This is a genomic window from Glaciecola petra (genome assembly GCF_031846345.1).
Classification (GTDB): Bacteria; Pseudomonadota; Gammaproteobacteria; order Enterobacterales; family Alteromonadaceae; genus Glaciecola; species Glaciecola petra.
Genome location: NZ_JAVRHX010000001.1, coordinates 1,792,770 through 1,805,026 on the forward strand (window position 1 = coordinate 1,792,770; position 12,257 = coordinate 1,805,026).

The window sequence follows — 12,257 nt, forward strand, 5'->3', positions numbered from 1 at the left end:
ATTAAATGCAAGATAAAACAAACAATAACACCAATTCTGACGAAGGCTTCTTTGATAAAGAGAGAAACGTCAACATTATCTTATATTCGTTTTATGCTATTTCAATTTTGTTGGTAGCTTTGGACTTTGTTGTACATCGTCACATTTATTTGGATTTTGAAAAAATACCTGCTTTTTATGCCATTTATGGCTTTGTAGCATGCACAGTGTTAGTTGTGTTAGCCAAGCTAATGCGACTTGGGCTAATGCGCGACGAAGATTATTACGACAAACGATTAGACGAAAAGCAAGAGGCTCAAAATAGTAAGGTTTCGGAGGGGCAATCATGAGTTATGAGATTCCTGCTTTTTTACCTTTTTTCCTCGCTGCAATTTTTGCCTGGTTAGCACCTGTTAAATGGCGTTACGCGCTTATTTTAGTACCTTTAATCAATGGTTTATGGTTGTTTTTCTCACAAGAGACTAGTGCATTTACAATCAATTTGCATATATTTCAGTTAGAAATAGTCAAAGTCGACAAACTATCTTTGCTTTTTGCGTATTTATTTCATATCGCATGTTTTCTTTGTTTGATATACGCACTTCATTTAAAAGATAAGATTCAAATAGTAGCAGGCTTAGCCTACGCTGGTAGTGCTGTGGGTGCCGTGTTTGCTGGTGATTTTTTGACTCTATTTATATTTTGGGAATTATTAGCCCTCACTTCTGCTTTCTTAGTATTTGCGCGACGCACCGAGGCTTCGCAAAGAGCAGGCATTCGCTACCTAATGATGCAAATACTATCTGGTGTCGCATTATTAATTGCGACCATTATGTATTATCAGAACACCGGTAGTATATCTATCGATTTTATAGGTTTAGGAAGCACCGCTTCCTACTTCTTCTTGTTTGCTTTTGGTGTAAAAGCCGCGTTCCCATTTTTGCATACATGGCTGACCGACGCATACCCTGAGGCAACGCCGGTTGGTACTGTTTTCTTATCTGCTTTTACGACAAAGGTTGCGGTTTATATGTTAGCTAGGACATTCCCTGGCGAAGATATGCTAGTTTATATTGGCGCAGCCATGACCTGTTTTCCTATTTTTTATGCCGTTATTGAGAATGACCTACGTAAGGTACTTGCCTATAGTCTAATTAATCAGCTCGGATTCATGGTGTGTGGAATAGGTATAGGAACAGCATTAGCATTAAATGGTGCCGTTGCACATGCATTTAACGATGTGATATTTAAAGGCTTGTTATTTATGACCATGGGCGCTGTACTTACTCGTGTTGGACATGTTAATGGCTCTGATTTAGGTGGATTGCACAAAACTATGCCTAAAACCACACTGTTTTGTATTATCGGCGCAGCATCAATCTCGGCGTTCCCTTTATTTAGTGGCTTTGTCAGTAAAAGTATGGTGATGGCCGCCATGATTGAAGCTGGTCACGAATACCTTTGGTTAATGCTATTGTTCGCTTCGGCGGGTGTATTTCATCATGCTGGCATTAAAATTCCTTTCTTTGCATTTTTCGCCCATGATAGCGGTTTGCGACCTAAAGAAGCTCCAACCAATATGTTAGTCGCTATGGGGATTGCTTCCGTATTATGTATCTTGATTGGCAGTTACCCTCATGTGTTGTATCAATTATTACCATGGGATAATAGCTATCAGCCATACGATTTAACCCATACGCTGACTCAACTACAATTACTGTTTTTCTCTGCCTTAGCGTTTGTGTGGTTAAATAAAATGGGACTCTACCCGCCTGAATTAAAATCAGTCAATTTGGATTTTGAGTGGTTTTATCGAAAGGTATTCCCGCGAACGGGCAATATGATAAAGCATGCGGCTAATAAATCGACTACAGCAATAACGACTGGGGTACAAACAGCGATTAGCAAGCTTCCCGTCATGCATAGAGACGCCGATGCGAATGCCGCAACACTTACCTTTAGAATGGCAATCGGATTTGTCATACTAGCGCTGGTGGCCTTTATGACTGAGTTTTTGTAAGCACAAACAATTATGTAGTTCGTTAAATATGATTATAAGTCTTAGCTAAATAAAGGTAGGCCTGCAATACCCATCACCAACACCCACGAGGCAAAAAACACTTTTAGTTTTGCAGGTGAGAAGTAAAGCACCACATATTTGGCGAGCATTCCTCCAATGATAGCGCCTGCACCTGCGAAGGCGACTATTTGCCAATATACGGCATTAGATATTAAGATGTGATAAAAGATCGCTGCTTGCACACTAAACGCCGATACCATAACAGCTAGTGCTATAGCAAAAGTCACATTGAAACCTCTAAGTATCAAATAGACTGCCACTAGCTCGCCGACACCTACTGATAACCATGCTGTTATAACGCCACCCAAAATAGCAGTCAATATTAAGGCTAAGATGTCGAGCTTTTGAATGCTAACTTGTATTGCTTCACGCTTCATCAAAGGTATAGACAAATATATAGCGATCGCTAATACTATTGAGAAAATACCAAAATAAACGTGTAATTGGTCCTGAACAAGGCTGGTATAATCACCCAAAGCATATTGGGCGATTAAAATACCGACAATTGAGCTCGGCACTATATACAACAGTGCTTTTGGCAAAGGCGACCACTCTTTATTATCAGGCAAATTTCTATAATGCCAATACCACGTTATTGCGCCTGCCGTCATACCACAACACTGAATAGCGAAACTGGTAGCCACTATGGTTTCGCTCGACAAGGATAGCTGATTGAAAAAAGGAACGAACACAACGCCGCCGCCGGCCCCTGTAGCATTAGCGAATATTGCGCCTATCACCCCTAAAATAGTAAAACCAACATAATCAATAATCACCGCTAGGGTAAAATTGAAGCAGAGTAAGCCTATCCATACAGTTAGCAAGACACATTTTATAGGGTGCTTCTTGAATAAACTAAACAAACCGCGTAACAATAAGACTCCTCAGCGTTAAACGTAAAGTGTTGTTGGAACTATGAACTAAATTCAGTGTAAATAGATACTAAATTAGAATGAGCATGGATTATACCCAAGGTTTCAAAATATGGTAGTGACGCAGCAACAAGATGCACAAACAATAATAACCCTATCACCAAATCAGTCTGCCACTTGGCAACAAACTAAATGGGTCATTATTGTGATGGTTGTTTTTGTAATGATTATCGCACTTGCATGGACCTTTGTAGGCGCATGGATAGTACTACCCTTTGCTGGGTTCGAAGTTGGCTTGTTTGCTCTTCTGATGTACAAAGTATCTCGCTTTACTTACAGCAAACAAATAGTCACCATAGAAAAAGAGAAAGTGATTGTTGAGATGGGCATATTTAAACGACAATCCCGCGTCGAGGTGCCACGGCACGATACTGATTTTTATTATTCTGAGACCGAAAATAATTGGGAGTTACCTAGGATTGCAATTTGTCACAAACAGAGCAAACTAGTCATTGGTGAATTTTTAAATTTAGATGATAGAAAAGTATTAAAAGACGCCTTAGAATCGGCTGGGGTTATTTTATTGCGCAATCGGTGGTGGCAGATGTCATGATCTAAAAGACAATGCGGTCTTAAACCACCTTGCCTTTTTATCTCGCTTAATTAAGCTAATTTGCTACTAAGTTCAGCGGCAATATCAGCAACCGCTTGTGTACCATCAACACTCAGATAATCGCATAATCCCTGTTTTGCTGCACTTTGATAAAAATCAATTAAAGGTTTAGTTTGCTCGTGATATACACCCAAGCGTTTGCGCACAGTTGCTTCTTGATCATCGTCGCGAATAACTAAGTCATCACCACTGACATCGTCCTTACCTTCTTGTTTAGGAGGATTATAAACAACGTGATAAACGCGGCCTGAAGCAGGATGAACACGTCGTCCTGACATCCTATCGACTATCACGCTGTCAGGCACGTCAAACTCAATACAGTAATCTACCGCAATTCCCGCATCTTGCATCGCTTCTGCTTGCGGAATGGTGCGCGGAAAGCCATCTAACAAGAAGCCTTTCTCACAATCTTTTTGGGCGATTCGCTCTTTGACTAGGCCGATGATGATATCGTCTGATACTAACTGTCCAGCATCCATCACTTTTTTAGCAGCCAGCCCCATTTCAGTGCCTGCTTTTATTGCAGAACGCAACATATCACCCGTCGATATTTGCGGTATTGCAAACTTTTCCATTAAAAATTGAGCTTGTGTACCCTTACCTGCACCCGGTGCACCAAGAAGAATAATACGCATTGAGCGTCCTCCAAATCATAAAGAAATAAACCGTGAGAAACTCTACATGCTCATGTCGGCCTACACAAGCAATAATCATCTAAATTGTTCATACTTTAGCCTAAGATTTAAATTACCTTTTTTAGCAAAAGGTCTTACCAATAGCAAATCAATTTGTAAATAAAAAGAGTTAGCTCTTTAGAGAAACTAACTCTTTATCCTACTGATTTATATAAAATAATAAACCAACGTTTTCCTATTATTCTATAACACAAACTTATTTTGTTAAGTTGCTCAATAAACTGTTCAAGTTTTTCACAAACTCAGCAGGTTCTTTCAAACTCCCTTGCTCAGACAATGCAGCTTGATCGAACAGAACTTGGGTCCATTGAGTAAATTGGTCTTCGTCTTGCACATCAGCAATTAGCTTAACCAAATTATGGTCTGGATTCAGTTCAAAATTATATTTAGGTTCAGGTACAGCTTGCCCAGCAGATTGCATAAGTTTTGCCATTTGAGTAGTCATACCATCGTCAGTTGCCACAATGCAAGCTGGAGAGTCTGTCAATCGGTGTGTAAACTTAACCTCTTCTACTTTATCACCTAATGATTTTTTCGCTCTTTCTAGCACGCCTTCAACTGCTTTTTCTGCTTCTTCTTGGGCTTTTTTAGTATCATCATCGTCTAAATCACTTAAATCGACATTTGCACCTGCTGCTGATTGCATTGTTTTGCCATCAAATTCAGTTAAATGCGACATAAGCCATTCATCAATGCGTTCGCCAAGCAAGAGTACTTCTATGCCTTTTTTACGAAATACCTCTAAATGAGGGCTGGTGCGAGCTGCTTGATAAGAATCAGCAGTAACATAATAAATTTTATCTTGCCCTTCTGGCATGCGAGAAATGTAATCTGCCAATGAAACCGTTTGCTCATTGTTTTCATTGTTAGTTGAGGCAAAACGCAACAAGGCAGCAATTTTTTCTTTGTTCGCAAAATCTTCCGCAGGCCCTTCTTTCAAAACATTACCAAATTCATTATAAAATGATTGGTAAGTTTCAGCGTCTTTCTTTGCCATTTTCTCAAGCATACCTAAGACCCGTTTAGTACAGCCTTGACGTATTGCTTGAGTGATTTTGTTGTCTTGCAGTATTTCTCTAGACACATTTAAGGGTAAATCATTTGAATCGAGTAGACCCTTTACAAAACGTAAGTATGTTGGCATGAACTGCTCAGCATCATCCATAATAAATACGCGCTGTACATAAAGCTTTAAGCCGCTGCTTTGCTCTCTATTCCATAAATCAAAAGGTGCTTTAGACGGTATATAAAGTAAGCTTGTGTACTCCGTTTTTCCTTCAACCTTATTGTGTGACCACGTTAGTGGCTCAGCATAGTCGTGTGATACATGCTTATAAAACTCAGTGTACTCTTCTTTGCTAATATCAGACTTATCTCGCGTCCAAAGGGCCGTTGCTTTGTTAACCGACTCCCATGCTGCTTCTGTTCCGGGAATCTTCTCGCCATCTGGGCCTTCACTTTCCTCAACAGCCTCTTTGAAAAATTCTACAGGAATACTAATATGATCAGAGTATTTAGTGATGATAGAACGCAAACGCCAATCATCTAAAAACTCTTTTTCTTCTTCCTTGATGTGTAAAATAATTTCTGTACCGCGGTCCGCTTTTTCAATATCTGCAACAGCAAAGTCACCTTCACCTTCTGATATCCATTGAACGCCTTGATCAGGACCTGCGCCAGCAACTCGGCTATTCACCGTAACTTTATCGGCAACAATAAACGCTGAATAAAAACCAACCCCAAACTGGCCTATTAGCTGAGAGTCTTTTGCCTGATCGCCTGACAACTGACTGAAAAAATCTTTTGTACCAGACTTCGCAATAGTGCCTAAATTCTTGATAATATCTTCTTTATTCATTCCAATACCATTATCTTTAATCGATAAGGTACCTGCTTCTTTGTCAACGCTAACGCGTACACTTAACTCACCATTGCCTTCAAACAACGAGTCGTCTGACAAAGCTTTAAAACGAAGCTTGTCAGCAGCATCAGCTGCATTTGAAACAAGTTCACGTAAGAAAATTTCTTTGTTGGAATATAAAGAGTGAATCATTAATTGAAGTAATTGCTTTACTTCAGTTTGAAAACCATGGGTTTCGTGTTGGACTGTCTCAGCCATAGCCAAGGAACTCCTTTATTGTAGTGGTTGAATCAATAATTGATAAAAACGTTGTCAGGAGTATTTGAGGGCTATTAATCGCTTTTCAATAGGAAATAGAGAGAATATTTCAGAAATCTCGACGTCCAGTAAAGGCATGAGTAAGGGTATTACCATCTATGTATTCGAGTTCACCACCCACTGGCACTCCGTGTGCGATACGAGTAGTTTTGATATTTTGCTTTTTACACATTTGTGAGATGTAGTGAGCTGTTGCTTCACCTTCTACTGTGGGGTTAGTCGCTAATATTACTTCTTTGACTGCATCTTGTGTCAGTCTTTGTTGAAATACGTCTAAACCTATCTCTGCGGGCCCCATGCCGTCTATGGGTGACAAATGCCCCATCAATACAAAATAAGTCCCTTTAAACTGAAGTGTTTGTTCTATAGCTATTACGTCTTGCGGCGATTCCACTACGCATATATCGCCGTTATCAATACGGCTAGGATTGCTACAAATACCACACAATTTACTTTCCGTGAAAGTACGACATTGTTCACAGTTACTAATATGCTCCATTGCATTGTGTAATGCTTGGCTTAATTTCAATCCACCTTCTCGATTTCGTTCGAGCAAAGAAAATGCCATTCGCTGAGCACTTTTAGCACCTACGCCGGGCAAACACTTAAATGCGACAACTAGCTCGTCGATAAGAGGACTGAATGACATATGATTCCTTGTTGACCCGTGTTTTATAAGGCAAATAAAGTTCAGTTATGGGGCAAATACAACAGCACTGGCGTTATGTTATACATAATAGGTTTCAGTGACCTTCGCGTCAATACGCAAGTCTGGCATACCGGATAAACACGCTATAATTGCATGTATTAAATGTGAAACAAGCACCAGTAATGAATATTATAATGATTAAAGTAAGTAGATTATTATCAATCACCAATTGCTCTATATGCAAAAAAACACTACTCTTAATGATATCGCCATTTTTTATTTGAGTGGCGCATTATATTGCAGTACATTTTGATTTTGTATATTTTATCGTTCTAGCGAAGTCTTATAAGTAAACGTCTAAACAATATTCGAAGGAAAATTAATGGAATCATTAAAAATCGTAGACTACATGAATCGACGCCCAGTTAAATTAACTGTGAACATGCCGGTCGCTGAAGCGGTTGAAATGTTACTTGTTAGTAAACAAACAGGTGGGCCAGTTGTAGATGTTAATAATCGAGTTATTGGTTTTTTGTCTGAACAAGACTGCATAAGTCAAATGATTACATCGAGTTATTATCGAGAGCAAGTTTGCAAAGTTTCAGAAATAATGAAAACGCCGCCTTTAACATTTAAGGCTTATGATTCAATTTTAGAACTCGCACAAAGAATGCTAACCGAGAGACCAAAAGTATATCCGGTTGTAGACGACGATATGACTTTACTAGGAACAATTAACCGCAGCGACGTTTTACATGCAATTGATGTTCAACTACACGACGGCTATAAAGATAAGTTATAAATGGACTAAAAAATTAAAACGGCATCTTGAAACCAGGGGGCAAACCCATGCCACCTGTAACTTCACCCATTTTCTCTTGGGTCGTTTCTTGCACACGCCTCACCGCATCATTCAACGCAGCGGCAACTAAGTCTTCAAGCATTTCTTTATCTTCTTCCATCAAAGAATCGTCAACATCAACGCGCCTAACATTATGGTTACATGTCATCACAACCTTCACAAGGCCTGCACCAGACTCCCCAGTCACCTCTAAACTGGCAAGATCCTCTTGCGCTTTTTGCATTTTAGCTTGCATTTGTTGGGCCTGTTTCATCATATTGCCCATGCCACCTTTAAACATAATTACCTCTTCTATACCTGATACAAAACTATGAGTTGTACTAGCGTGCTACGATACTATTTTCAATAATCTCTGCGTCAAACGCTTTTTTCAATTCCTGAATTCCTTCATCAGTTTCGACAATTTCACGCGCATATTTTAATCTTATTTCGTCGATACGAGTTTGAATTTCAAACGGCGTATTTTTAACCTTATTTAAATCAATTTCAACTTCAAAATTTTGACCAAATAACTTACTCAATTTTTCTTTTATACTTGCAAGCACCGAATCATCTGCCAAGTGCTTATTGTTTGCATCTATCTTAAGTTTTAATGGATTTGAAAGTTCTGAACAATTTGCATGCAATAATAATTGCCTAGTGAAGGCTTGAATGTTTGTTGAATCCACAAAAGCGCTCCATTCATCAACTTGCGCCGCATTAATCAACTTATCGCCATTTGCTAAAACCGCATGCAATGTATTGCTGTGTTGTGTGGTGTCGAACACCGTGAATTGGTGACCAAGAGAATACTGATTACTCACCGCTGGAAGTGAAGCGATGTCTTGGGTAGCTTTAGGCTTTTTTCCGCCTGAATCTCCACTAAGGTCTTCACCAAACAAATCATCTAATTGTTTACTTTGCTGCAGCACTGCCAGTGTATTGTCAGGTGTTTCTTCTGGATCAGTACCTTGAATTGGTTTGGATGCAAAAACCTCATCATCCTCGTGAGGCATAAGTGTTTCCGCTTCCGGCGCCTCGGGTGACATAGTAACATTACTTGTCGACATATCGGCTGCTATATCAACTGGGATATCGTTAGCATACTCTACATGTTCATCAATACGATTGTCGTTATGATATTCGTCTTGATTGTGAGCATCGCTAGCGGTTACAGCAAGGTTTGTATCTGAGCCAGCAGAATTTGGGTTATCAATTTGCTCGACTAGCGTAGTTTCAATTGCTGAGTCAGAAGACAAGGTGTTATTTTCTTTTTGCAGTGATTCGGCGCTAAGACTTTGTTGGATAGTATCGTTAACAACATTCATTGAAGCGTCGCTTTTTAAGGCATCTACATCTAGGTCAATCTTTTGAGCAGGCGAAAATGCAAGCATCCGCAGTATCGTCATCTGCAACCCCATGCGGCCGTCAGGAGCATGAGGCAAGTCTTTCTTACCGTTAAGCGCTATTTGATAAAGCATTTGAACATGTTGAGCAGATAAGTTCTTTGATAAAACATGGATGCCTTTTGCAGAATCGGATTCAAGTTTACATATTTCTGGTACTATCTGACTTAACGCAATTTGATGAAGAAGACCCACTATTTGAGATAATACTTGAGTAAAATCAGAACTTTGGTCACAAAGGCTATCGAGCTGAGCAAGTGCTTTTTGCGAATCTTTCTCGCAAATATATTTGACCAGTTTAAGTATTTGGTTTTTATCTAACAAACCTAACATGTTTGCTACTATTGCATGACTTACTCTGTTGTTACCCTGCGCAATAGCTTGGTCAGTAAGGCTGAGTGAGTCCCGAATACTGCCTTGAGCCGCTTTTGCTATTTGTGCCAGTGCGTTATCTTCAAAAGGAATATTTTCATGTTTTAAAATGTGTGCTAAGTGAGCTTGAATTTGTTCTTTACTCAATGCGCGAAGACTAAACTGTAAACAACGAGACAGAATGGTAACAGGTAACTTTTGAGGATCGGTGGTAGCCAATAAAAATTTGACATGTTCAGGGGGTTCTTCCAAGGTCTTTAACAAAGCATTAAAGCTGTGTTTTGATAGCATATGTACTTCATCTATCAAATAAACCTTATACTTACCGCGAGTTGGCCTGTATTGCACGTTGTCTAACAATTCGCGTGTATCTTCGACTTTTGTCCTCGAAGCGGCATCTATTTCTAATAAATCAACATAACGTCCATCAGCAATATCGATGCAAGTATTGCATTTGCCGCATGGATTGGCGCTTTGCCCTTCTTCACAGTTTAAACTTTTCGAAAAAATTCTGGCAATGGTCGTTTTACCAACACCACGGGTGCCGGTAAATAAATAGGCGTGATGAAGTTTATCGTTTTGCAATGCATTTGATATTGCATCAACAACATGCTGTTGGCCCACTAATTCAGGAAAAATTTGAGGGCGCCATTTTCTTGCCAGAACCTGATAGCTCATTGGCTAATTAATCTCCTTCAAATTCGCAAATACAATAAGACGTAATACCCGCTTCTAAGAGTCGTTTTTCTCCGCCAATGTCTGGTAACGAAATAATAAAGCCAGCGTACTCTACAATCCCGCCTAAACGCCGAATAAGATTGGCTGTCGCGATCATTGTTCCGCCTGTGGCGAGCAAATCATCAATCATCAGGACTTTATCACCAGGATTAATCGCATCTTTATGAATTTCCAACTCGTCAGTGCCATATTCTAGTTCATAGGATTCTGAAATAACCTCTCTAGGTAATTTCTTTGGCTTGCGCACTGGTACGAAACCTACACCAAGTTCAAGTGCCAATGGGGCTCCAAACAAAAACCCCCGTGCTTCTGTACCTACAATTTTATCAAATTGATGTTCAACATGATGCTCTTTAAGTAAATCGATACAAGCTTGAAACGCATCGTGTTGTTGCAAAACACTGGTAACATCACGAAAGAGAATACCCGGCTTTGGGTAATCAACAATAGTCGTTACCGCGTCTTTGATTAGTTCTTTGGACACTTTATTTCCTTGAATGTACAGAAACTTATTATTTTAAGTAAGAGCGTAAAGTACTCAAATAAATATGGTGCGCAAAACCCATGCAATAATATGGAGTAAAGGAAATGCGACCAAGGCTCCTACGATACCGAAAAAATACCACCAGTTAAAGACTTCTTTGAATTCGGATTGATCACTCATTATTGACCTCAGCAAATAGTTTCGAAATAAGCGCTAAATTAGGTGGCGTAGTGTACGTGAAAGAAAGCGAAAAAAATAGCAAGTAACGCGTTATATAGCGTATATTTTACCAACAACATGTATAGTCTGATTTGCATTTATATCGTGGTAAAAAATATGTTGGTTAGCTATAAAAACATGTAGTAAAAAACAATACGAGTAGAAAATAGATAAGTTTGTTAACTTTCAATTTGATGCTAGACATGTGCTTTTCAAAACAGTCTATTTTATATGATTTAACCAATGCTTTTGCATTTCATCAAAAAGAAAAAGAAATGGTCTTTCATCTAACCCTTCAATATTTTTAAGTGAGTAAGCTACTGCCTCTAGCGTAGAAAGTTGCTCTGCTCGCTTAGCCTTTCTAATAATAAATTTTTGTTTAGGTGGGCTATCAAAATGATAAGACTTAAACTTGTTAAAGTTCTGGTTTTGATTAAAAATTGAATACGCTTGCGACCAACTTCCATCAATAACTAGTAGGTTCTTAATGTCATTCTCGACAGTAGAGTTCGATTTGATATCTAATGCCACACTATTAGGATTGGGATAAATGATAGCGGTGTCTTCTGTATTTAGTTGACTTAGTAGTAAGTCAACACTTTCCTTATCTTTGGCATTAATTACCTTAATATTAGCAGATAATAAATGTAGCAGTCGCACCGTGCTTTTGGCATGACGCTTTTCTTTTGGATGTTGAAATATATACACATTTGTCGTTATATGGACAGGCTCAATGGCATGACAGACACATGTGTTTATGGGATAGCGACATTGAGTACAATAATCTCTATACATTCTTTCATTCACCCCCTTATCGAAAAACACTATACAATTTTCAAGTACTGTAGTTAAACATAATTGGAGCTAAATTCGTAAAAATAATGTAACCGATAGCCTCTATAGAAAACTAAGTTCAATAGTCAAAACTATTAAAGATATAAATTAAGGCAATGTCTATTTTGGTGAAGTAGGTAAACTTGATAACCTGTTTATCATAGAATACGCTCTGATGAAAAATAACTTTGGAGCCTCACAAAAAGCGCGTAGTAAAAAACCCGTTGCTCTGTATA

The 12,257-nt window shown here is 38.9% G+C and carries 13 protein-coding genes; 4 read left to right on the forward strand and 9 right to left on the reverse strand.

Going from position 1 to position 12,257, the window contains the following annotated elements:
- Positions 1-5: 5 nt before the first annotated feature.
- Together RM552_RS07940 and RM552_RS07945 are read left to right on the forward strand one after the other, a co-directional pair.
- The gene (locus RM552_RS07940) at positions 6-329 is read left to right on the forward strand and encodes a hypothetical protein (protein WP_311368224.1); all 324 of its coding nucleotides are present in this window, start codon (positions 6-8) and stop codon (positions 327-329) included.
- Positions 326-1,999, forward strand: coding sequence for a Na(+)/H(+) antiporter subunit D (locus RM552_RS07945; protein ID WP_311368225.1), 1,674 nt, complete (start codon positions 326-328; stop codon positions 1,997-1,999). Before RM552_RS07940 ends, RM552_RS07945 begins: the two co-directional genes overlap by 4 nt.
- Positions 2,000-2,040: 41 nt before the next feature.
- Here RM552_RS07945 and RM552_RS07950 read toward each other — a convergent pair whose 3' ends face one another.
- Positions 2,041-2,922, reverse strand: a complete 882-nt coding sequence (locus RM552_RS07950; protein ID WP_432277202.1) for a sulfite exporter TauE/SafE family protein — start codon at positions 2,920-2,922, stop codon at positions 2,041-2,043.
- A 121-nt stretch (positions 2,923-3,043) separates the two neighbouring features.
- On the opposite strand from RM552_RS07950, the gene RM552_RS07955 reads away from it, so the two are divergent.
- Entirely contained in the window at positions 3,044-3,544 is a 501-nt protein-coding gene (locus RM552_RS07955) for a DUF2244 domain-containing protein (RefSeq protein ID WP_311368227.1), read from the forward strand.
- Between the two features lie 50 nt (positions 3,545-3,594).
- On the opposite strand, the gene adk is transcribed toward RM552_RS07955, so the two are convergent.
- The 3 genes from adk to recR form a co-directional block, all read right to left on the reverse strand.
- The gene (gene adk / locus RM552_RS07960) at positions 3,595-4,239 is read right to left on the reverse strand and encodes an adenylate kinase (protein WP_311368228.1); all 645 of its coding nucleotides are present in this window, start codon (positions 4,237-4,239) and stop codon (positions 3,595-3,597) included.
- Positions 4,240-4,495: 256 nt separating this feature from the next.
- Positions 4,496-6,418, reverse strand: a complete 1,923-nt coding sequence (htpG, locus tag RM552_RS07965; RefSeq protein WP_311368229.1) for a molecular chaperone HtpG — start codon at positions 6,416-6,418, stop codon at positions 4,496-4,498.
- Between the two features lie 109 nt (positions 6,419-6,527).
- Entirely contained in the window at positions 6,528-7,127 is a 600-nt protein-coding gene (gene recR / locus RM552_RS07970; RefSeq protein WP_311368230.1) for a recombination mediator RecR, read from the reverse strand.
- A 382-nt stretch (positions 7,128-7,509) separates the two neighbouring features.
- On the opposite strand from recR, the gene RM552_RS07975 reads away from it, so the two are divergent.
- Positions 7,510-7,929 (forward strand): CBS domain-containing protein, encoded by a 420-nt coding sequence (locus RM552_RS07975; RefSeq protein ID WP_311368231.1) that lies wholly within the window; start codon positions 7,510-7,512, stop codon positions 7,927-7,929.
- A 13-nt stretch (positions 7,930-7,942) separates the two neighbouring features.
- On the opposite strand, the gene RM552_RS07980 is transcribed toward RM552_RS07975, so the two are convergent.
- The 5 genes from RM552_RS07980 to RM552_RS08000 all read right to left on the reverse strand — a co-directional run bounded on the left by RM552_RS07980 (position 7,943) and on the right by RM552_RS08000 (position 11,982).
- Positions 7,943-8,269, reverse strand: coding sequence for a YbaB/EbfC family nucleoid-associated protein (locus RM552_RS07980; RefSeq protein ID WP_311368232.1), 327 nt, complete (start codon positions 8,267-8,269; stop codon positions 7,943-7,945).
- A 40-nt stretch (positions 8,270-8,309) separates the two neighbouring features.
- The gene (gene dnaX / locus RM552_RS07985; protein ID WP_311368233.1) at positions 8,310-10,424 is read right to left on the reverse strand and encodes a DNA polymerase III subunit gamma/tau; all 2,115 of its coding nucleotides are present in this window, start codon (positions 10,422-10,424) and stop codon (positions 8,310-8,312) included.
- Between the two features lie 7 nt (positions 10,425-10,431).
- Positions 10,432-10,968, reverse strand: coding sequence for an adenine phosphoribosyltransferase (gene apt / locus RM552_RS07990; RefSeq protein ID WP_311368234.1), 537 nt, complete (start codon positions 10,966-10,968; stop codon positions 10,432-10,434).
- A 54-nt stretch (positions 10,969-11,022) separates the two neighbouring features.
- Positions 11,023-11,148 (reverse strand): hypothetical protein, encoded by a 126-nt coding sequence (locus tag RM552_RS07995; RefSeq protein WP_311368235.1) that lies wholly within the window; start codon positions 11,146-11,148, stop codon positions 11,023-11,025.
- 261 nt (positions 11,149-11,409) lie between these two features.
- The gene (locus RM552_RS08000; RefSeq protein WP_311368236.1) at positions 11,410-11,982 is read right to left on the reverse strand and encodes a tRNA-uridine aminocarboxypropyltransferase; all 573 of its coding nucleotides are present in this window, start codon (positions 11,980-11,982) and stop codon (positions 11,410-11,412) included.
- Between the last annotated feature and the right edge of the window lie 275 nt (positions 11,983-12,257).